This is a genomic window from Caulobacter sp. Root487D2Y (assembly GCF_001427165.1).
Classification (GTDB): domain Bacteria; phylum Pseudomonadota; class Alphaproteobacteria; order Caulobacterales; family Caulobacteraceae; genus Caulobacter.
On record NZ_LMFD01000010.1, the window covers coordinates 789,626 to 809,174 of the forward strand.

20 protein-coding genes are annotated in these 19,549 nt (G+C 68.9%); 12 read left to right on the forward strand and 8 right to left on the reverse strand.

Annotation, left to right across the window (positions count from 1 at the left end; all coding sequences use genetic code 11):
* Positions 1–393 precede the first annotated feature (393 nt).
* Together ASD38_RS13490 and ASD38_RS13495 are read left to right on the forward strand one after the other, a co-directional pair.
* A complete protein-coding gene (locus ASD38_RS13490) occupies positions 394–1,437 on the forward strand; it encodes a sensor histidine kinase (protein ID WP_235523858.1) in 1,044 nt (347 codons plus the stop codon).
* 17 nt (positions 1,438–1,454) lie between these two features.
* Positions 1,455–1,913 carry a response regulator gene (locus ASD38_RS13495; protein WP_056444212.1) on the forward strand — a complete coding sequence of 153 codons (459 nt, stop codon included), beginning with the start codon at positions 1,455–1,457 and terminating at the stop codon, positions 1,911–1,913.
* Here ASD38_RS13495 and ASD38_RS13500 read toward each other — a convergent pair.
* Positions 1,910–2,821 (reverse strand): sterol desaturase family protein, encoded by a 912-nt coding sequence (locus ASD38_RS13500; protein WP_056461429.1) that lies wholly within the window; start codon positions 2,819–2,821, stop codon positions 1,910–1,912. The genes ASD38_RS13495 and ASD38_RS13500 overlap by 4 nt on opposite strands.
* Positions 2,822–2,841: 20 nt before the next feature.
* The gene (locus ASD38_RS13505; protein ID WP_056460578.1) at positions 2,842–3,258 is read right to left on the reverse strand and encodes a hypothetical protein; all 417 of its coding nucleotides are present in this window, start codon (positions 3,256–3,258) and stop codon (positions 2,842–2,844) included.
* Between the two features lie 179 nt (positions 3,259–3,437).
* On the opposite strand from ASD38_RS13505, the gene ASD38_RS13510 reads away from it, so the two are divergent.
* Positions 3,438–3,926 carry a DUF805 domain-containing protein gene (locus tag ASD38_RS13510; RefSeq protein WP_056444221.1) on the forward strand — a complete coding sequence of 163 codons (489 nt, stop codon included), beginning with the start codon at positions 3,438–3,440 and terminating at the stop codon, positions 3,924–3,926.
* A gap of 169 nt (positions 3,927–4,095) precedes the next feature.
* Positions 4,096–4,515 (forward strand): DUF805 domain-containing protein, encoded by a 420-nt coding sequence (locus ASD38_RS13515; RefSeq protein ID WP_056460581.1) that lies wholly within the window; start codon positions 4,096–4,098, stop codon positions 4,513–4,515.
* A 66-nt stretch (positions 4,516–4,581) separates the two neighbouring features.
* Here ASD38_RS13515 and ASD38_RS13520 read toward each other — a convergent pair whose 3' ends face one another.
* On the reverse strand, positions 4,582–5,115 hold the full coding sequence (locus ASD38_RS13520) for a porin family protein (RefSeq protein WP_056444228.1): 534 nt from the start codon (positions 5,113–5,115) through the stop codon (positions 4,582–4,584).
* A gap of 306 nt (positions 5,116–5,421) precedes the next feature.
* Here ASD38_RS13520 and ASD38_RS13525 point away from each other — a divergent pair, with 306 nt between their 5' ends.
* Positions 5,422–6,537 carry a beta-ketoacyl-ACP synthase III gene (locus ASD38_RS13525; RefSeq protein ID WP_056461432.1) on the forward strand — a complete coding sequence of 372 codons (1,116 nt, stop codon included), beginning with the start codon at positions 5,422–5,424 and terminating at the stop codon, positions 6,535–6,537.
* A 33-nt stretch (positions 6,538–6,570) separates the two neighbouring features.
* On the opposite strand, the gene ASD38_RS13530 is transcribed toward ASD38_RS13525, so the two are convergent.
* Positions 6,571–7,806: an amidohydrolase family protein gene (locus tag ASD38_RS13530; protein ID WP_056460584.1), complete on the reverse strand. Its 1,236-nt coding sequence runs from the start codon at positions 7,804–7,806 to the stop codon at positions 6,571–6,573.
* A 184-nt stretch (positions 7,807–7,990) separates the two neighbouring features.
* Positions 7,991–9,178 (reverse strand): M48 family metalloprotease, encoded by a 1,188-nt coding sequence (locus tag ASD38_RS13535; RefSeq protein ID WP_056460587.1) that lies wholly within the window; start codon positions 9,176–9,178, stop codon positions 7,991–7,993.
* Between the two features lie 171 nt (positions 9,179–9,349).
* On the opposite strand from ASD38_RS13535, the gene tcyJ reads away from it, so the two are divergent.
* From tcyJ to ASD38_RS13570, 7 genes are all read left to right on the forward strand, one after another.
* On the forward strand, positions 9,350–10,150 hold the full coding sequence (gene tcyJ / locus ASD38_RS13540; RefSeq protein WP_056460590.1) for a cystine ABC transporter substrate-binding protein: 801 nt from the start codon (positions 9,350–9,352) through the stop codon (positions 10,148–10,150).
* A gap of 28 nt (positions 10,151–10,178) precedes the next feature.
* Positions 10,179–10,835 carry a cystine ABC transporter permease gene (gene tcyL, locus ASD38_RS13545; RefSeq protein WP_056444241.1) on the forward strand — a complete coding sequence of 219 codons (657 nt, stop codon included), beginning with the start codon at positions 10,179–10,181 and terminating at the stop codon, positions 10,833–10,835.
* Positions 10,832–11,572 carry an amino acid ABC transporter ATP-binding protein gene (locus ASD38_RS13550; protein ID WP_056444244.1) on the forward strand — a complete coding sequence of 247 codons (741 nt, stop codon included), beginning with the start codon at positions 10,832–10,834 and terminating at the stop codon, positions 11,570–11,572. Before tcyL ends, ASD38_RS13550 begins: the two co-directional genes overlap by 4 nt.
* Before the next feature lie 63 nt (positions 11,573–11,635).
* Complete coding sequence (locus ASD38_RS13555; RefSeq protein WP_056444247.1) at positions 11,636–11,938, forward strand: hypothetical protein; 303 nt, start codon at positions 11,636–11,638, stop codon at positions 11,936–11,938.
* 146 nt (positions 11,939–12,084) lie between these two features.
* Entirely contained in the window at positions 12,085–14,160 is a 2,076-nt protein-coding gene (gene recG / locus ASD38_RS13560; protein WP_056460593.1) for an ATP-dependent DNA helicase RecG, read from the forward strand.
* Between the two features lie 20 nt (positions 14,161–14,180).
* The gene (locus ASD38_RS13565) at positions 14,181–15,158 is read left to right on the forward strand and encodes a phosphotransferase family protein (RefSeq protein WP_056460596.1); all 978 of its coding nucleotides are present in this window, start codon (positions 14,181–14,183) and stop codon (positions 15,156–15,158) included.
* Positions 15,155–15,532 (forward strand): DUF6285 domain-containing protein, encoded by a 378-nt coding sequence (locus ASD38_RS13570; protein WP_056460598.1) that lies wholly within the window; start codon positions 15,155–15,157, stop codon positions 15,530–15,532. The genes ASD38_RS13565 and ASD38_RS13570 overlap by 4 nt, the downstream gene beginning before the upstream one ends.
* A gap of 13 nt (positions 15,533–15,545) precedes the next feature.
* On the opposite strand, the gene ASD38_RS13575 is transcribed toward ASD38_RS13570, so the two are convergent.
* From ASD38_RS13575 to ASD38_RS13585, 3 genes are read right to left on the reverse strand one after another with little or no spacing between them, the layout of a single operon-like run.
* Positions 15,546–16,700 carry a DUF3089 domain-containing protein gene (locus ASD38_RS13575; RefSeq protein WP_056460600.1) on the reverse strand — a complete coding sequence of 385 codons (1,155 nt, stop codon included), beginning with the start codon at positions 16,698–16,700 and terminating at the stop codon, positions 15,546–15,548.
* 51 nt (positions 16,701–16,751) lie between these two features.
* Positions 16,752–17,954, reverse strand: a complete 1,203-nt coding sequence (locus ASD38_RS13580) for an acetyl-CoA acetyltransferase (RefSeq protein ID WP_056444258.1) — start codon at positions 17,952–17,954, stop codon at positions 16,752–16,754.
* Between the two features lie 12 nt (positions 17,955–17,966).
* Positions 17,967–19,454: a hydroxymethylglutaryl-CoA synthase family protein gene (locus ASD38_RS13585; protein ID WP_056460603.1), complete on the reverse strand. Its 1,488-nt coding sequence runs from the start codon at positions 19,452–19,454 to the stop codon at positions 17,967–17,969.
* Positions 19,455–19,549 lie beyond the last annotated feature (95 nt).

Consider the following 19,549-nt stretch of genomic DNA (forward strand, 5'->3'; position numbering starts at 1 on the left):
TAAGTGGATTTTCGACGTTGTTTTCGTTGGAGAAACACGCCGGGAGCGATGGGGATAAGTTTTTGAACCCCTCCGGGGGACATTTCCGCCTGGTGCATTGGCCTCTCGAAACCAACCGTCACATGCGACCAGCGCCCCCAGGCGCCGGCCATCGATAGTGAACGAAGCCTGGCCGGGCGGAGCGGCCGAGGTCAGGCGCAACCTCGGGGTCAGACAGCCGTTATGAACTCACGCGACCCATCCCGAGCCGTCGTCCTTTCACGTCTGTTTCGGCCTCGCGACCTCCCGGCCCCTGGCTTTCGCTCCGCGAGCCTCCGGTACCTCCGAAGGCTGACCATGCCTGCTCGAAAGCCGACTTCCGAAGATGTGGCCCTGAGCCTGACCTTGGCGGTCGTGACCTCTTCGCCCGCGCCGCTGTTGCTGCTGGACGACCAACTCGCCGTCATCGCGGCGAGCACGTCGTTCTGCGAGGTCTTCGGCGCCGATGCGGCGGAGCTGACTGGCCAACCGCTCTACGCTCTGGACGCGGGCGAATGGGACAGTCCGGCGCTGAGGTCCCTGATGACCGCGACCCTGGCCGGTGAAGGGACCCCGGGCGCCCGCGACATCGATCTCGACCGGCCCTGGCGTCCGGTTCGCCACCTCATCGTTCAGGCCAGGCGGCTGACCTATCTGGATCTCGAGCAGACGCGCATCCTCGTCGCGGTGTCGGACGTGACCGACATGCGCGCCGACGCCGTGTCGAAGGAAGACGCGCTGCATGAAAACAGCGTGCTGTTGCAAGAGGTCCGGCACCGGGTCGCCAACAGCCTGCAGATCATCGCCAGCGTCCTGCTGCAGAATGCGCGAAAGACCAGGTCGGACGAGACGCGCGGCCATCTCAAGGACGCCCACCATCGGGTGATGTCCGTCGCCGCCCTCGAACGGCTGCTGTCCACCTCCGAAGACGGCGACATCGAGGTGCAGGCCTACTTCAGGAACCTTTGCGAAAACATCGCGACTTCGATGATCGGCGACGTCGACCAGATTTCATTGACCGTCGAAGGCGGTGAAGGGGTGGTCGACGCCAGGGTCTCGGTCAGCCTGGGTCTCATCGTCACGGAGTTGGTCATCAACGCGCTGAAACACGCCTTTCCCGATGGGCGGTCCGGCAAGATCACGGTCGACTACAATTTCCATGGACCCAACTGGGTCCTTTGCGTGCGCGACGACGGCGTCGGCATCTCGCTGGCGACGCCAAGGCGAACGGGTTTGGGCACGAACATCGTCAGGGCGCTGGCCGGCCAGTTGAACGCTTCGGTCGAAGTGACGCCGGAGCATCCTGGGACCCAGGTTTCCATCAAGCATACCCAGATCGCCCTGGTGCAGGACGAGCCCGAAACGGCCGGCGAGCCGCTCGCGGCGGCCCGTCCCAAGCCCAACGCGATCCGCGGCTGACCACGAGAGGAACGACCATGACCGCGCGGCAAAACGGCAAGACAGACAAGACCCTGATGATCGTCGAGGACGAGGCGCTGGTGGCGATGATCCTGCGCGACGAGTTGCACGACGCGGGATACAAGGTCCTCGACCTGACGGACCGCCACGCCGAGGCGCTGGAAGTCGCCAAGGCTGAAAAGCCGGATCTGGCGCTGGTCAATATCAGGCTCGCGGGGCGCGACGACGGCATCGAACTCGCCGAACATCTGAAGGCGCTGGGCATTCCGGTCCTGCTGATCAGCGGGCAGGTCAGCCGGGCCAGGTCGGCCAAGACCGTGGCGATCGGTTCGCTGCCCAAGCCCTATGACGCCGCCGACATGGTGCTCGCCGTGGCCTATCTCCTGGCGCGGCTGGGGGGCGACGCCTCGTTGCCGAGGCCCGAGCGGCTCGAAGTGTTCGACGACGCCGGCTTCGGCCTCGCCCCGGCGGCCTAGGAACGCGGCGCGGGCTCTTGGTTCAAGGGCGAAGCCGCCTCCCCTTCCCGCTCCAGCCGTGCCCGCCACTTGGCCTTCAGCGTGTGGGACGTGTCGCGCGAGCCGTCGTGGCTCCAGCCGGGCGGGCCGAAGATGTAGCCCAGGGCGTGGCGGGGATGACCGGCCACGTCCTTGGCCATGCCGACGAACTCGTGGAAGACGTTGGTGAACAGGTTGAAGCTGGCCAGGTTCTTGACCGTCCCGTAGCGGCAGGGCTCCTCGTCGACCTCGGGGATGAAGGTGCCGAACAGCCGGTCCCAGATGATCAGGATGCCGGCGTAGTTGGCGTCCAGATAGCGGGCGTTGCGGGCGTGGTGCACCCGGTGGTGCGACGGGGTGTTGAACACCGCCTCGAACCACTTGGGCATGCGCTTGATCGCCTCGGTGTGGATCCAGAACTGGTAGATCAGGCTGATCCCCTTCTGGATGGCCACCATGGCCGGCGGGAAGCCCAGGAACGACAGCGGCAGCCACAGCAGCCAGGTGCCGACCACCCCGCCCGTCCAGGTCTGCCGCAGCGCCGTCGACAGGTTGTAGTGGGTGGAGGTGTGGTGATTGACGTGGCTGGCCCACCAGAACCGCCGCTCGTGGGCGATGCGGTGGAACCAATAGTAGGTCAGGTCCTCGGCGAAAAAGAGGATCACCCAGGCCCAGATCGCGGTCATCGGGATCGTGAAGATCCGGTGCTGCCACACCCAGACCGTGGCGGCGAAGATCGCCCCGCCCAGGATGGCCCCGGCGATGCTGCTGCCCAGGCCCAGGGTCAGGGACATGGCGGTGTCCTTGGCCTCGTAGCGAGCGTCGGCCTTGCCCATCCGGGCCAGGACGATCTCGAGGATGACGGCCAGGACGAAGAACGGGATGGCCATCTGCACGGGGTCGAAGGTCTTCACGCGGCGGCCTCCCCGGAGACGAAGTTGGGGGAAACCAACTGCGGCGGCGGCCAGACGCCGTCCTTCAGGGCCAGGCGCGGCGCGCCGTCGGCGGTCTTCACGACGACGAAGCCGTTGTGGGTCTTGGCCGCCAGGGCCGCGCTCCAGGCCAGGTCGCGGGCCACGTAGCCGTCGCCCTTGCGCCAGGCGACCAGGGCCCGCTCGCCCGAGCGGGCGATCAGGCCCGCGCCGTCGGCGGCGATCCACAGGGTGTCGACGGGGTCGTCGGGAAACTCCTCGGCCAGCAGGGCGCGGGCGCTCCGCGCGTCGAGCGGCGGGGTCGGACGTGGAATCCGCGCCCAGGCCGCTATGGCCACCAGCAGGCTCACGGCCACGGCCGAGCCCAGCAGTTGAATCAACAGCGCCTTGTCCAAAGCGACGCTTCCTCCCGAAATCTTGACGCCAGCGTCACGCTCCGGGCTCCCAGCGTCAAGGGCGACGTGCGGTCGCGGCGCGGCGGGCGTCGGAATCGGCTTTACCCCTCCCAAGCCTGACCATAGGTTCCAGGTAGAGTTGTCAAAGCGCGTTCCGCGCTTTTCGGGGGAAACTAACCATGATGTTCGAGGCGCTTCGCAAGTACGCCCAGTTCGAAGGCCGCGCACGACGGTCGGAATACTGGCTGTTCGTCTTGCTTCAGGTCCTGCTGATGTTTGGCTTCATGGTCCTTTTCGCCCTGGTCGGCGGGCTGGCGAGCGTGAGCGGCGCGAGCGCCGAAAGCGCCGCGAACAACCCTGCAATGAACGCCGCGGTCGGCCTGATCTGCCTGCTTTTCATCGTCGTCGGGCTGGGCCTGTTCATTCCCAGCCTCGCGGTGAGCGTCCGGCGTCTTCACGACAGCGACAAGTCGGGATGGTGGCTGCTGCTGAGCTTCATCCCGTTCGGCGGTTTCGTGGTCTTTATCTTCACCCTGCTCGACGGTACGCCCGGCCCGAATCGCTACGGGGCCGATCCCAAGGGGCGCGAGGGTTATGGAAACGGGCCCGCGGTGGTGCACCACCACCACTACGCGCCGGGCGTGGAACCCGCTCCGCCCGCCGTCTAGAATCCACGGCGATCGACGGAAAAAAGAATGGCGCGCCGTGATCGGCGCGCCGTTTGCGTCTCGACCTTCGTCCGCGGCGCGAGGTCAGCCTTAGGTGTTTACGCCGCGCGATTTCCTGCCCAGGGTCTAGCGCCCTCCAGGAAGCGGGCGACTTTTCAGGGAGTTTCGGATGTCGTTGATGTTCCAGCCGCTGAAGAAGTACGCGGACTTCTCCGGCCGCGCCCGCCGCTCGGAGTTCTGGCTGTTCGGCCTGTTCATCTTCCTCGTGGAGATCGTCTATTTCGTCCTTATGGGCGTGACCGGCAATCTCGAACCGACCGGCTACACCCAAATGAACGGCGTGGGCGTCGCGCTGGCCGGCCTGTTCTCGCTGTTCTGCCTGGGCATGCTGATTCCCGGCCTCGCCGTGACCTTCCGGCGCCTGCACGACACCAACCGCTCGGCCTGGTGGCTGCTGATCGGCCTGCTTCCCGTGATCGGCAGCCTGGTGCTGCTGGTCTTCTACCTGTTGCCCGGCACGACCGGCCCCAATCGGTTCGGGGCCGATCCGAAGGGCGCGGGCGAGGCCGCCGCCAGCGTCTTCAGCTAGCGCCGCCGAAAACCAAGACGCGCGCCCCCTCCACGAGGCGCGCGTCTCTCGTTCTGGTTCCCGAGCCTAGAACTTCCGGGCGTAGCCCACCGACACCACGTTGGCGTCGGCCGCGTCGTTGTCGCGGTATTGCTGACGCGTGTAGTCCAGGCGCACACCGTTCTTGTCGTCGACCTTGTACTGGGCGCCGACGCCGTAGTTGACGCTGTCGGCGTCGAACTTGTTCTCGACCCCGGCCAGGGTCTGCTTGAACTGGCTGTTGCCGTAGCCGACCCGGCCGATCAGGTCGATGTTCGGGGTCACCGGCAGGAAGCCCACGCCATACACCGCGGCCTGGTGGGTCTGCTCGATGTTGGACCGGACGCCGGCCTGGTCGATATTGTCGTCCTTGACGCCGCCGGACAGTTCGCCCTCGACGCCGAAGTGCGGGGTCAGCCTGGCGCCCAGGCGGCCCTGCACCGCGCCGGTGTCGGCGCCCTCGGCGCGGGAGCCGGCATAGCCGAGGGTCCCGTAGACCCCCGTGTCCTGGGCGTGCGACAGGGCGGGAACGGCGGCGACCGAAAGGGCGGCCAGAGCGGCCGCCGACATGAGAGTTTTCATTGTTGTACTCCTTGGTACTGGCGAGGCTGGGGGAGCGCCTCGGCCTGACCTGTAGCCTTGCCATGGGGCCGCCTTTGGACCGTGGCGGGCTCGTTTGAGGCCATTGCGTGTCGCGCTCGACACGTCCGTGGCGATTGTGGCGGCGCGGATTTGTTCCCCCTCCTCCGGCCGAAACCGGCGGGGTGTGGCTTCCCTGCCGCGCGGGGAAAGGTGACGCCCGCGTCAGGCGTGCTATTGATCGCGCAACACCGAAAGACACGCCCCCCACCTTTGGGAGGGCGCGCCAGCGTCACCGGGACCGCCGCCTTGCCTAAAGCCGTCATCGTCGCCACGGGGCTCTACACCCCGCCGTTCAGCGTTTCGAACACCGAGCTGGTCGAAGCCTTCAACGCCTATGTCGAGCGCTTCAACGCCGCCAACGCCGAGGCGATCGCCGCCGGCGAGGTCGTCGCGCTGGCCCCCTCCTCGCCCGAATTCATCGAGAAGGCCTCGGGCATCAAGGCCCGCTACGTGATGAACAAGTCGGGGATCATCGACCCCGAGGTCATGCGCCCGATCCTGCCCGAGCGGCCCAACGAAGAGATCTCGATCCTGGCCGAGATGGCCGTCGAGGCCGCCAAACAGGCGATCGCTCGCTGGGGCAAGCCCGTCAGCGAGATCGGCGCGGTGATCTGCGCGGCCTCGAACATGCAGCGAGCCTATCCGGCCATGGCCATCGAGGTGCAGCAGGCGCTGGGCATCGATGGCTTCGCCTTCGACATGAACGTCGCCTGCTCGTCGGCCACCTTCGGCATCAAGACGGCGGCCGACTTCATCGCCACCGGCAGCGCCAAGGCCGTGCTGATGGTCAATCCCGAGATCTGCTCGGGCCACCTGAACTTCACCGACCGCGACAGCCACTTCATCTTCGGCGACGTGGCCACGGCCGTGATCCTGGAGGAGGAAAGCCAGGCGAGCGGCGGCTGGGAGATCCTGGGCACGCGGCTGAAGACGCAGTTCTCCAACAACATCCGCAACAATTTCGGCTTCCTCAACCGCACCGCCCCCGAGGGGATCGGCGCCAAGGACAAGCTGTTCGTGCAGGAAGGCCGCAAGGTGTTCCGCGAGGTGGTGCCGATGGTCAGCGAGATGATCGTCGAGCACGCCGGCGACATCGGCGTGGACCCGACGGGCCTCAAGCGCCTGTGGCTTCACCAGGCCAACATCAACATGAACGAGATGATCGGTCGCAAGGTGCTGGGCCGCGATCCCGAGCCTGGCGAGAACGTGATCATCCTGGACACCTACGCCAACACCAGCTCGGCCGGCTCGATCATCGCCTTCCACACCGCCAACGACGACTTCGTGGCGGGCGAGACGGGCCTGATCTGCAGCTTCGGCGCGGGCTATTCGGCGGGCACGGTGTTCGTCAGGAAACGGTGAGGGTCGGGTCTCGCCGATCCCGGTCTCAGCGCGCTAGGGCTTTGAGCGATAGATGATCTGGCCGCCGCGGAGGGTGTAGGCGACCTGGGCGAAGGCCCCCACGTCCGCTGCGGGATCGGCGGATAGAACGGTTAAGTCGCCGTCCAGCCCGGTGGCGATCCGGCCTTTGCTCGGAAAGCCGAATCTCCCCGCCGGCGCGGTGGTCAGGGAGGCCAGGATCTGGCCCCATGACAGGCCCGCCGCGGCCATCAGACGATATTCGTCCGTCGTGTCGGCGGCGTCGGTATAGCCGATGTCCGTCCCAAACAGGATCTGGCCACCGGCGTCCGAATAGGTCTTCAGCTGCGTCTGCGCCACGCGCATGAAACGGTCTATCTCGGCTGGCGAGGCGTCGCCCTTTTTCAGCTCCACCTGCCACAGCGTCAGGGTGGGGATCAGGGCCATATGGCGGGCCTTCAGGCGGGCCGCCGTGTCAGCCGGCCAGGCGCCGCCGTCGGGCGTGGTGTGGGCTAGTACGTCGGCGCCGGAGGCTATGGCGACGTTGATGCCCTCCAGGTTGGAGGGATGGGCGAAGGCCGGCTTGCCGACGCGGTGCGCCTCGTCCACCACGGCCTTGGCCGCGTCAAGCGGCATGGGAAGCACGCCGACGGTCCCGCCGACGGCGGAGCCGGCGAAGATCTTGACCCCATCGGCTCCGGCCGCCAGTTGGCGCCGGGCCCGCGCCGCCGCCTGCTCGGGCGAGCCGACCTCGAACGACGGCGCGCCGGCCAGGATCTCCTTGGCGTAGCCGGGCATGCCGTTGTTCGGATAAAACGGGGCGTCGGTCGTGAGAATGTTGGGCCCACGGATCTCGCCCGCGGCCACTCGCCGACGTAGCGCCATCGCATCTCCCGGCAGCGAGGCGATGTCGAAGATCGTGGTGAAGCCCCAGCGGGTGAACATCGTCTCCAGTTGTCGGGAGGCGATGGCCGGATCGACGCCCTTGGAGGCGCTGAAGGCCGGCCCCATCAAATGGACGTGGCTGTTCCAGAAACCCGCCGTCACCACCAGGCCGCGGCCGTCAATGACCTGGGCGTCGTGCCCGGGACGAACCTTGGCGGCGCTGCCCACGGCGGTGATGCGGCCGTCACGAACGATCACCGAACCATCCGCGATCGGCGGCGCGCCGGGCGAGGCGTAGATCCTGGCGTGCACGATGGCGAGGTCGGCCGCGCTCGCCGTCGTCGAGGCAAGCGTCATGAGCGCGGCGATCAAAGTCAGTCGGACCATGTCTCTATCTCTTCAATAAAGTTCGCCCAGATTCTCGATCGGCGCGGACGGCGGAGCCGTCATTTTCGCGTCGGAATTCAGACCGTAGCGGCAGACGGGGGCGATCGGAATCCCGGCGCCGCCTGCCGCTTCAAGGCCGCGCTATGCGTCGGCTTGCCGGCGGGTCGGCCCGCCCTGCTGATCGTCACGCTGACGGCGCCTTCGGATGCGCCGCCTTCCAGTCCATGGCCCGGCGGATGCGATTGCCCACGGCCGGGTGGTCGTAGAACAGCACCTCCTCGATCCGGCCGGGCGTCGCGGCCCGATACTCGATGGTCTTGACCAGGGCCTTGGACAGGCCGTCCGGCTCGTTGAAATGCTCCAGGCTGTAGCGGTCGGCGTCGCTTTCGGCGATGCGGATCAGGCTGTTGGTCAGGGGCGTGCCCAGCAGCGACAGCACCGCCAGGATCACGCTGAGCACCGGCAGGCCGGCCGGATCGGCCAGGCCCTTGACCGTGTCGGCGCCCATCAGGGCGGCGACCGGCGCGAACAGGCGGTCGACCAGGAAGAAGGCGATGACCGCCAGGACGCTCATCACGCCGGCGATCCACAGCGAATGATAGTGGGCGTAGTGACCCATCTCGTGGCCGACGACGCCGCGCACCTCGGCCAGGTCGGCGCCCTGCTTGAACATGGTGTCGCTCATCGCCACCCGCGCCGAGCCGAACAGGCCCGAGACGTTGGCGGTGTAGGCGTTGGACTGCTTGGAGCCGTTGTAGACGAAGATCTTGTCGGCCGGGATGCCGTTGGCCTTGGCCATGGCGACCACCTGGTCGCGCACTGGTCCGGCCGGCGCGGGCGTGTAGTGGTTGAAGATCGGCTCGATATAGATCGGCGACAGCACCATCATGATGGTGATGAACACCGCCGTCAGCCCGCCGCTCCACAGCCACCAGGTGCGCGGCGTCTTGCGGATCAGGGCGTACAGCGCCGCCAGGAACAGGCCGAACGCCACCGCGCTGATCACGGTGCCGATCGCCGCCTCGCCCAACCAGCCGACGAAAGCCTGGCTGGTCAGGCCGTACTGCTTCTGCCGCCACCAGCCGGAATAGGCCGCCCAGGGCAGGCTCAGGAGGCTGTCGACCAGCAGATAGACGACGCCGACCACCAGGCTGACCACCACCGGCCGGGGTTTGCGCCGCTCCAGCCGGCGACGCAGCCCGACCAGCACGCCGCTGCGCACGATCAGGAACGAGACCAGGACCGAGACCAGGAAACCCCACAGCAGCAGCCAGTGGCCGCCCTGGGTGTAGGCCGTGGCCTTGGCGTGGGCCTCGGGCGGCAGTTGCGCCAGATAGGCTGCGGTGGCGGCGGCCGGATCGAACAGAACCACTAGAATCCCCCTGGCGAACTTCACGGCCTCGCAGGAAGCCAGAGCGGGAGCCCGCCGTCAGGTTAAATCGCGGTCAGGTTGGACTTGGCGGGCCCTCGGCGACGCTTGCCTCTGGCGGCGGCGCGCGGGGCGTATAGAAATGCGCCGATGATTTTGTCTTCCGAGGCTCGCATGCGATTCCCCGCTCGTCGTGAACTCCTGATCGCCCTTGGCTTCGGCGCGGCGGCGGCCGTCCTGGCCGCCTGCGGCGGCAAGGCCGGCGACGGCGCCGAGAGCGGCCTCAAGCGGGTGGAGGCGACCAAGACCCTGCGCATCGGGCTGGAGGGCACCTACCCGCCGTTCAACTTCCAGGACAAGGACGGCCAGCTGGCCGGCTTCGAGGTCGACTTCGCCAAGGCGCTGGCCGCCCAGATGGGGGTCAAGGCCGAGTTCCACCCCTCCCCGTTCGCCGGCCTGCTGGGCGCGCTGGAATCCAGGCGCATCGACGTGGTCATCAACCAGATCACCATCACGCCGGAACGGGCGGCCAAGTACGATTTCTCGCGGCCCTACACCATTTCGGGCATCCAGATCATCGTCAGGAAGGGACAGACCGGCATCGCGGCTCCGGCCGACCTGGCGGGCAAGAAGGTCGGGGTGGGCCTGGGCACCAACTACGAGACATGGCTGCGCAAGAACGCCCCCACCGCCGTCGTGCGCACCTATGACGACGACCCGACCAAGTACCAGGACCTGAAGGCCGGCCGCATCGACGCCGTGCTCAACGACCGGCTGGTGGCCGCCGATTTCGTCAAGACCACGCCCGACTTCGTCGCCTCGGGCCCGCCGTTCGCCAGCCAGGGCATGGGCGTGGCCATGCTGCGCGACCCGGCCATGAAGGTGACGATCGACCAGGCCATCGAGGCCCTGCGCGCCAACGGCCAGCTGGCGGCGATCTCGATCAAGTGGTTCGGGCAGGACGTGACGAAGTGACCATGAGATTTCCGAGTGGAGGCAGGGCATGAGCCCCGCCCTCGACCTCGTCGCCCAATCCGCCCCGCTGCTGCTGAAAGGCGCCGGCTACACCGTGCTGCTCAGCCTGATCGGCATGGGCGTGGGACTGGTGATCGGCTTCGGCCTGGCCCTGATGCGGCTGTCGCGCACGCGGCTGCTGCGTTGGCCGGCGGCGGTCTATGTCTCGGCGATCCGCGGCACGCCGCTGCTGGTGCAGTTGTTCCTGATCTATTACGGCCTGCCGCAGCTGGGCATCCAGCTGCCGCCGTTGCTGGCGGCCGGGATCGGCTTTTCGATCAATATCGGGGCCTATGCCGGCGAGATCCTGCGCAGCGCCATCGCCGCCGTCGACAAGGGCCAGTGGGAGGCCGCCAGCGTGCTGGGCATGAGCCGCGGCCAGGCCCTGCGCCGGGTGATCCTGCCCCAGGCCGCCCGCACCGCCGTCGCGCCCCTTTCCAACAGCTTCATCAGCCTGGTCAAGGACACCTCCCTGGCCGCGACGATCCAGGTGCCCGAGCTGTTCCGCCAGGCCCAGCTGATCACCGCCCGCACCTACGAGATCTTCGCGATGTATCTGGCGGCCGCCGCCCTCTACTGGATCCTCTCCAGCGTCCTGGCCCTGGGCCAGACCCGGCTGGAACGCCAGGCGGAGGGCCGCCGATGAGCGCGATCGACGCCAAGGGCCTGATCAAGCGCTTCGGCGACACCGCCGTGGTGAACGGCGTGGACCTGACCGTCGCGCCCGGCGAGGTGGTCGCGGTCATCGGCCCCAGCGGCTCGGGCAAGAGCACCCTGCTGCGCTGTCTGGCGGGGCTGGAGCTGATCGACGGCGGGACCCTGACCGTGGCCGGCGTCACGGCCGGCGCCAAGCCGCCCCTGGCCCGCGCCCTGAAGGGCCGGGTCGGCTTCGTGTTCCAGAGCTTCAACCTCTTCCCGCACCGCACCGCCCTGCAGAACGTCGCCGAGGGCCTGATCGTGGTGCGCGGCGAAAAGCCGCCCCTGGCCTACGACAAGGCTCGGGCCATGCTGACCAAGGTGGGCCTGGCCCATCGGGTCGACGCCTATCCGCGCGAACTGTCCGGCGGCCAGCAGCAGCGCTGCGCCATCGCCCGCGCCCTGGCCATGGATCCGGAGGTCATTCTGTTCGACGAACCGACCTCGGCGCTGGACCCGGAACTGGTCGGCGAGGTGCTGACGGTGATCCGCGACCTGGCCGCCGAGAAGCGCACGATGGTCATCGTGACCCACCAAATGGAGTTCGCGCGCGATGTGGCCGATCGGACGCTGTTCATGGATGACGGCGTTATAATTGAACAAGGCCCTTCCGCCGCCGTGCTGGGATCGCCTAAGGAAGATCGCACGCGGCGATTCCTCAGCAAGGTGAGCGGCCTTAGGTCATAATTTGGCCTCCGGCGCCCCTCACCTCCTCGCCGCCGACGCCGTGTGCATTGAGGCGAGGTCCCAGTGAAACCCTATATCGATCTGCAAGGCGCATCGGGCGCCGTCTACCGTTACAAGCTGGCCGAGGATCGCGATCCTCGGACGACGATCGCTGGCAATTTCGTGTTCGTCGACGCGCACGGAACCATCATCTACGCGGGCGAGGCCAACAATCTGCACGGAGCCGGCGCCCGCTTCTCCGAGGCCGCTCTGAAGCACAAGGCCGAACACCTCTACACCCGCCTGAACGTCTCGGGCGCCTCGCGCTCGGACGAGCTGCAGGACATCGTGGCGGCCGTGCGGCCGGTCATGAACAAGGGCGACTAGGCCCTTTCGGTTTCCCGGCCGACAGAAGCGTCGCCCCGGGATCCGCTCGACCTCTTACGGTCGAGCTTCCTCCCGAAAATCCAGCACGAAAAGAGAACGGTCCCGGCGTCCACAACTGACGCAGGCTTCGCTATGGTGGCGTCAGCATGCGCCCCGAGATTCTCTTTCCGCTGTTCACGCCGGTCTCCACGCTGAAGGGCGTGGGGCCGCGTGTCGCGCCGTTGGTCGAGCGCCTGGCGGGGCCGATCGTCCGCGACGTGCTGTTCACGCCGCCGACCAGCCTGATCCGCCGCACGGCCACCACCTCGGACCGCGCGGTCGACGGCCAGGTCCAGACCTTCCTGGTGACCATCGACGCCCACCTGCCGCCGCAGCGCGCGGGCCAGCCCTGGCGGATCCGCGCCTGGGACGAGCACGGCTTCGTCACCCTGACCTGGTTCAAGGGCCATGGCCCGCACCTGGAGCGCCAGCACCCCGTCGGCGCCAAGCGGGCGGTCAGCGGCAAGGTCGAGCGCTACGGCAGCGAGATCCAGATCGCCCATCCCGACTACCTGCTCGACGCCGACAAGGCCGGCGAGATCCCGCCGGTCGAGCCCGTCTATCCCGCCACGGCCGGCCTGCCCTCGCGCACCTTCCGCAAGTTCGCCCAGGAGGCCCTCGAGCGCGCCGCTGGCCTGCCGGAGTGGCAGGACCCGGCCTGGCTGGCCAAGAGCGGCTTTCCGGCCTGGCGCGAGGCCCTGGCGCTGCTGCACAATCCGCAGGCCGAGATCGACCTGTCGCCGATGTCTCTGGCCCGCCGGCGCCTGGGCTATGACGAACTGCTGGCCCACCAGCTGGCCCTGGCTCAGCGCAAGGCCGGCAAGCGCGCCCACCCGGCCCCCCGCATCGTCGCCGGCCCGCTGTCGGACGCGGTCGAGAAGGCCCTGCCCTTCAAGCTGACCGGCGCCCAGATCCGCGCCCTGTCCGAAGTGCGCGGCGACATGGCCAGCGGCGAACGGATGGGCCGGCTGCTGCAGGGCGACGTCGGCTCGGGCAAGACCGTGGTGGCCATGCTGGCCATGGCCGACGCGGCCTCCAGCGGCCTGCAGTCGGCCCTGATGGCCCCGACCGAGATCCTGGCCCGCCAGCACTACGAGACCCTGGCCCCGCCGCTGGAGGCGCACGGGTTGGCGGTGATCCTGCTGACCGGCCGCGACAAGGGCTCGGCCCGGGCGTCGAAACTGGCCAAGCTGGCCGACGGCTCGGCCGCCGTGGCGGTGGGCACCCACGCCCTGTTCCAGGACGACGTCGCGTTCCAGGCCCTGGGCCTGACGATCATCGACGAGCAGCACCGCTTCGGGGTCAACGAGCGCAAGCGCCTGCAGGAAAAGGGAGACGGCGCGCATCTGGTCGCCATGTCGGCCACGCCGATCCCGCGCACCCTGGAGCTGACGGTGTTCGGCGACCTGGACGTCTCGCGGATCGACGAGAAGCCGCCAGGCCGCACGCCGGTCGCCACCCGCGCCGCGCCGACTCCGCGCATCCCCGAGATCATCGCCCGGCTGAAGGCCGCCGCCCAGGCCGGGGCCCAGGCCTTCTGGATCTGCCCGCTGGTCTCGGAGTCCGAGAAGATCGACCTGCGCGACGCCGAGCAGCGCGCCGCCAGCTTGCGCCAGGCCATCGGCCCCAGCGTCGGCCTGGTCCACGGCCAGATGCCGGCCGCGGAGAAGGACGCGGTCATGCAGGCGTTCGTCGACGGCGAGGTCTCGGTCCTGGTCGCCACCACCGTGGTCGAGGTCGGGGTCAACGTGCCCAACGCCAGCATCATGGTCATCGAGCACGCCGACCGCTTCGGCCTGGCGCAACTTCACCAGCTTCGCGGGAGAGTGGGTCGCGGCGCCCGCGAGAGCTCGTGCGTGCTGCTCTACGACCCGCCGCTGTCGGAGACCGCCCAGCAGCGGCTGGACATCCTGCGCCGCAGCGACGACGGCTTCGAGATCGCCGAGAAGGACCTGGAGTTGCGCGGCGGCGGCGACCCGCTGGGCCTCAAGCAGAGCGGCTTCCCGGCCTACAGGCTGGCCGATCCGGTCGCCCACCGCGACCTGATCGCCGTGGCCGCCGACGACGCCCGGCTGATCCTGGCCCGCGACCCGGACCTGACCTCGCCGCGCGGCCAGGCGGTGCGGACGCTGCAAGAGCTGTTCGACTGGAAAGCGGCATCCCCCTTGAATGACGCTGGGTGAGGCGAAGGAGGCTGGCGACCATGGATGTCTCCACCGCTCTTTCCGCCCTGGCCCCTCGCCTGTCGCCCGGCGCGACGACCACGATCGGCGCCCGGCGGCTGTCGGGCGGGGCCAGTCAGGAGACCTGGGCGTTCGATCTCGATGACGGGACGCCGCTGATCCTGCGTCGCCGCCCGCCCGGCGGATCGATGAGCGCCGCCGCCCTGCCGCTTTCCACCGAAGCCGCCCTGCTCGCCGCGGTCTCCCCCCAAGGCGCGCCCGTGCCCGAGGTCGTCCATGTCTGCGAACCCGCCGACGGCCTGGGCGAGGCCTATGTCATGCGGCGGCTGGCGGGCGAGACCCTGGGCAAGCGCATCGTCCGCGACGAGGCCTTCGCCGGCGTCCGTCCCGGTTTGGCGCGGCGCTGCGGCCAGGTGCTGGCGGCGATCCACGCCACGCCGCTGGACGGCCTGCCGCCGCTGGAGACCTCCGACGCCGCCAGCGAGCTGGCTCGCTACGAGGCGGTCTACCGCCAGTCGGACGCGAAGCGGCCGGTGTTCGAGGCCGCCTTCCGCTGGCTGGCCGGTCGCGCCCCGCCGCTGGAGCGGCCGGTGCTGGTGCACGGCGACTTTCGCAACGGCAACCTGATGATCTCGCCAGAGGCGGGTCTGGTCGGGGTGCTGGACTGGGAGCTGGCCCACCTGGGCGACCCGGCCGAGGACCTGGGCTGGATCTGCGTCAATTCCTGGCGCTTCGGGCAATGGCGCAAGCCCGTCGGCGGGTTCGGCGACTACCAGGACCTGCTGGACGGCCACGCGGCGGCCGGCGGCGCGCCGGTGTCGCTGGATCGGCTGCTGTTCTGGCAGGCCCTGGGCTCGCTGAAATGGGGCGTCATGTGCCTGATGATGTACTTGAGCTTCGCCTCGGGCGCGGACCGTTCGATCGAGCGGGCGATGATCGGCCGGCGGGCCAGCGAGACCGAGATCGACCTGGCGCTGCTGATGGAGCGGGCCGCATGATCACCCATCCGACCGCCGGAGAGTTGCGTGAGGCCCTGGCTGCCGTCGAGACCGGGCCCGAAGCGACTTTGGCCGGCGACGCTCGCGCCGCCTTCATCGCCCGCGTCGCCGACAACGCCCGCGCGACGCTGGAGCGTGAGGCGGCCCTGGGACCGTCGGCGGAGGCGGCGGCCGTGACGCGGCTGAGCGCCCTGCTGGGCCTAGAGGGCGATTTCAAGACGCTGAACGCCGAGCTTTGCGCGCGGCTAGGCGATGGGCGGTTGGCGCCGTTGGATCCGGTGGTGTTGGCGCATCTGCGGGCCTGCGTGATCGACCAGATCGCCATCGACCAGCCGGGATATTCTGGCTTGGCGGCGCTGGAAGCGCCTCGCTAGATCGCGTTCACCGTCATCCCGCCTTCTGCGGAGGCGTTCCCGGAATGGGGGTCTGATCGGTCCGCTTTTTCAACGCCGCCACCCGCGCCAGGGCGTCCGCCTCGATGTCGGCCCAGAACAGGTTGAAGCCGTCGACCTTGCGGCGGTCGGTCCACGAGCCGCTGTCGCGCAGCGACGGGGACCTGGGGCGGCCGGTGTGCAGCAGGCCGTCCTCGCACTGGGCCCAGACCTGGCGCTTGAGCAGGGCCGGCCGCGAGTCCCACTCCAACCCCGTGGCGTTTACAGCCCCCAGGTTCGCCCTGGCCGGGGCGCGGGTCTCGTCGCGGGCCCCCAGCAGCGGGTTGACGCAGAGCGGCGTGCGACCATCCAGGGTCACCAGTTCGTCGCCGCCGTTCCAGACCAGCGACCGGTTGTTCAGCTCCTGGACGCGCTGGAAGTCGCCGTCCGTCAGCGAGGCCCAGGCGACCACGCAGCCGGCTTCGTCGCGGCGGGCGCAGGCCGGCACGACCGCGCCTGGGCCGAACGCGTCGGCCGGAACCACGGTCTCGATCAGATAGACCCCCGCCAGACGGCTCCTCAGCGCCGCGTTCGGCGCGATTTCCTCTTTCAGCAGGCGATCGGCGAGGATGCCGCCCTGCTCCACCCCGACCAGCACGATCGGCCGCCCGCCGTTGTCGTGCGTCAGATAGTGGCGAAACGCGTCGCGGACGTCGTCATAGGCGAAGCGTCGGGCGTCCCGGGCGTCGTCGCGCAGCGTCAGGAAGGTGTAGAGGCTGGCCTGGCGATAATGCGGCGCGAAGATGCGCCCGACCCGCGCGAACGGCGCGGCGTAGTTGGGCAGCATCACCCGGGCCAGGTCGCGCGCCGCCTTGGGCTGGTCGTAGGGCGCGTTCCAATCGCGTCCGCCGTCATAGCTGGTGGGATGGACGAAGAAGACGTCGGCCGATCCCCGGCCGGCCGCGCCGTGCGGCGGCAGCAACGCCCAGGCCCCGGGGTTGGCGTAGTTCGGCGCCGGCGGCGGATCGTAGGTCTGGAACGGGATCTTGGGGTCCAGCGTGGTGCGCAGGATGTCGTAGCGCCAGTAGAAGGCCGCCGCCAGGACCAGCGCCAGGAACAGCACCGCCCCCGCGAAGATCCAGCGCTTGAAACCCTTGAAACGGTCGGCCATGGGCCTTGGTTACACGAAGCTGGCGCGCGGCGCGAGACGCAGCGGAAAGCCTTATGCCCCTTCCTGCCCGATGATCGCCACCGAGCAGACGTTGCTGGCCGGCGCGCCGCCCAGATTGTGGGTCATGCCGAACACCGGGTCCTTCAACTGGCGCTCGCCCGCGCGGCCCTGGAGCTGCAGATACATCTCGTAGAGCATGCGCAGACCCGAGGCGCCGATCGGGTGGCCGAAGCATTTCAGCCCGCCGTCGATCTGGCACGGCAGGCCGCCGTCGGCGTCGTAGAAGCCGTCCAGCACGTCGCGCCAGCCCTGCCCCTCGGGCGAGATGAACAGATCCTCCATGGTCACCAGCTCGGTGATCGAGAAGCAGTCGTGCACCTCCATCATCGAGATCTGCTCGCGCGGCCGCTCGATGCCGGCCTCGCGATAGGCCTTGCCGGCGGCGATGCGGGCGGTGTGGAAGTAGCTGCCGTCCCAACCGTTGTACTGGCTCTCATAGCCGTTGGAGACCGACAGCTGCAGGGCCTTGACCAGGGTCAGGTTCCGCTTGCCCATCGCCCGGGCGATCTCCGGCGTGGTGACGATGGCGGCGGCCGCGCCGTCCGACACGCCGCAGCAGTCGAACAGGCCCAGCGGCTCGGCGATCATCGGGGCGTTCAGCACCTGCTCCTCGGTGACGGCCTTGCGCAGGTGGGCCTTGGGGTTCTTGGCGCCGTTGGCGTGGCTCTTGACCGAGACATGGGCGATGGCCCGCTTGAGGTCCTCGCGCGAGACGCCGTGCTTGGCGCGGTAGGCGGACGCCAGCTGGGCGAAGTTGCCGGGGGCCGAGCCGTTGGGGATGATCTGCGGCGCCAGCGTGCCGGGATTGCCCACCGGCAGGCCGCCGTAGCCGGTGTCCTTCAGCTTCTCGACGCCCACGGCGATGGCGATGTCGGCGGCCCCCGCCGCCACGGCGTAGACCGCGCCCCGGAAGGCTTCCGAGCCCGAGGCGCAGAAGTTCTCCACCCGGGTGACGGCGATGTTGGGCAGGCGCAGGGCGATCGACAGCGGCGTGCCGCCCTTGCCCGTGCCCAGTTCGTCGACATGGGTCGAGAACCAGGCCGCGTCCAGCTGGCTGGGCTCGATGCCGGCGTCGGCCATGGCCTCGATATAGGCCTCGACCATCAGGTCGTCGGGGCCGGCGTCCCAACGCTCGCCGAACTTGCTGCAGCCCATCCCCAGGATGGCGACCTTGTCGCGGATGCCCTTGGCCATGGTCGCTCTCTCCTATTCCGCCGCCAGGGCGCTGTCGCCCGCCATCGCCGCCCGGTCCGGCGCGGCCTTCCAGAAGTAGCGGGCGAAGCCGCGCTTCTCGTCGACGTCCTTGATCCGGAACACCATCCTGACCGCCAGGCCGCTGTCGACCTCGCCGGGCTCGACATCGGTGATGTCCATCATGATCCGCCCGCCGCCCTCGAAGACGATCATGCCGTAGTGGTTGGGCGGGCTCATCGAGAAGGTCAGGTAGTCGGCCGAGTAGCTGAGGACCGACGCCTTGCGCTCGGCGAAGCGGTACGGCTCCTGGGTGTCGACGCCGGGATTGTTCGGCGCCACCGAGATGCGGGTGCGCGGGAACTGGACCACGCCGGTCTCGCGGCAGCGGCCGCCGACCAGGCCCAGGATCATGTCCTGGTTCCGGTAGAGCGTGGTCAGGGCCGTCTTGTTGTCCTTCTCGGCCCGCATGCCCTTGTCCCATTCGACCAGGCCATTGAAGGTGAGGAACTTCAGATAGTTGTCCTCGCCTTTTCGATCGGCCAGGGAGCCGGTGACGCCGCGCGCCGGGCGGGCGTTTCCGGCCTCGTTCCCGACCCGGAACACCAGCGCCTCGGCCCCCTGGCCGAACTGGGCGACCAGGACGACCTCGCCGGGCTTGGCCTGCTCCAGCGCATGGGCCAGCAGCAGCGGGCCGTGGGCGCAGCCGGCTTCGCCCAGGGTCAGGGCCAGGTTGTCGCGCACCGCCTCGGGCGCGATCCCGACCGCCTTGGCCAGGCTGGCGGCCATGCCGGGGAACGTCGACGGAAAGCAGAAATGCGTGACATCCGAAGCGTTTAGGCCGGAATCCTCCAAAGCCTTCCGGATGGCCGGGGGGACCAGCTTGACGATGCCCTCGTCGCGGATCCAGCGCTCCTCCCAGCCGTAGTCGAAGTCGCTGTCGGCCCCGCGAAAGTGGTCGACGAAGTCGTCGGTGACGCTGCCCCGGCCCAGGAACTCGGCGGCCCCGCCCTCGGCCGTGACCACGAAGGCCGCCGCGCCGTCGCCGTTGTCGAGCTCCTGGCTGGACGCCGCGCGGGCCCGCCGGTGCTCACCGGCCGCCACCAAAGCCCGCTTGCTCGCCCCGCCCTTCACCGCCGCCAGGGCCTGGCCCAGGGCGGTCAGGCCGCAGCGCTGCGAGCCGGTGACGTCGGCCGAGGCGACGGCCTTTTCCAGCGTCAGGGCGGCGGCGACGATCCCGGCGTTCTGGCGATCGACGAACGGCGCCGTGGTCGAGGCGAAATAGACGGCGTCGACGGCCGAGCGGTCGTCGTCCGGGCCCAGGGCGTCGCGGGCCGCCTCGACCGCCATGGTCAGGGCGTCCTCGTCCCAGTTGGCCATCGACCGCTCGCCCTTGGCCTTGGCGCGCAGGTTCGGCGCGACCCAGGCGTTGGCCTCGGTCACCGCCTTGCGGCTGAGGCGAAGGCGCGGCGCATAGGCGCCCCAGGCGGCGATGCCGACCATGTTCCACTCCCGATCTGCGCCTGTCCCGGCGAGTTATCGGCGATCAGCTTACGCCGGCGGAAAGGGTCGGCAAGTGTGACGTGGCGTCAGGGATC

Coding starts and splice junctions, on each gene's coding strand:
- ASD38_RS13520 (WP_056444228.1), bottom strand. CDS start 5,115: ATGAAAACTCTCATGTCGGCGGCCGCTCTGGCCGCCCTTTCGGTCGCC.
- ASD38_RS13550 (WP_056444244.1), top strand. CDS start 10,832: ATGAGCGCGATCGACGCCAAGGGCCTGATCAAGCGCTTCGGCGACACC.
- ASD38_RS13530 (WP_056460584.1), bottom strand. CDS start 7,806: ATGGTCCGACTGACTTTGATCGCCGCGCTCATGACGCTTGCCTCGACG.
- ASD38_RS13500 (WP_056461429.1), bottom strand. CDS start 2,821: ATGGCCATCCCGTTCTTCGTCCTGGCCGTCATCCTCGAGATCGTCCTG.
- tcyL (WP_056444241.1), top strand. CDS start 10,179: ATGAGCCCCGCCCTCGACCTCGTCGCCCAATCCGCCCCGCTGCTGCTG.
- ASD38_RS13495 (WP_056444212.1), top strand. CDS start 1,455: ATGACCGCGCGGCAAAACGGCAAGACAGACAAGACCCTGATGATCGTC.
- ASD38_RS13575 (WP_056460600.1), bottom strand. CDS start 16,700: ATGGCCGACCGTTTCAAGGGTTTCAAGCGCTGGATCTTCGCGGGGGCG.
- ASD38_RS13565 (WP_056460596.1), top strand. CDS start 14,181: ATGGATGTCTCCACCGCTCTTTCCGCCCTGGCCCCTCGCCTGTCGCCC.
- ASD38_RS13580 (WP_056444258.1), bottom strand. CDS start 17,954: ATGGCCAAGGGCATCCGCGACAAGGTCGCCATCCTGGGGATGGGCTGC.
- recG (WP_056460593.1), top strand. CDS start 12,085: ATGCGCCCCGAGATTCTCTTTCCGCTGTTCACGCCGGTCTCCACGCTG.
- ASD38_RS13510 (WP_056444221.1), top strand. CDS start 3,438: ATGATGTTCGAGGCGCTTCGCAAGTACGCCCAGTTCGAAGGCCGCGCA.
- ASD38_RS13585 (WP_056460603.1), bottom strand. CDS start 19,454: ATGGTCGGCATCGCCGCCTGGGGCGCCTATGCGCCGCGCCTTCGCCTC.
- ASD38_RS13570 (WP_056460598.1), top strand. CDS start 15,155: ATGATCACCCATCCGACCGCCGGAGAGTTGCGTGAGGCCCTGGCTGCC.
- ASD38_RS13515 (WP_056460581.1), top strand. CDS start 4,096: ATGTCGTTGATGTTCCAGCCGCTGAAGAAGTACGCGGACTTCTCCGGC.
- tcyJ (WP_056460590.1), top strand. CDS start 9,350: ATGCGATTCCCCGCTCGTCGTGAACTCCTGATCGCCCTTGGCTTCGGC.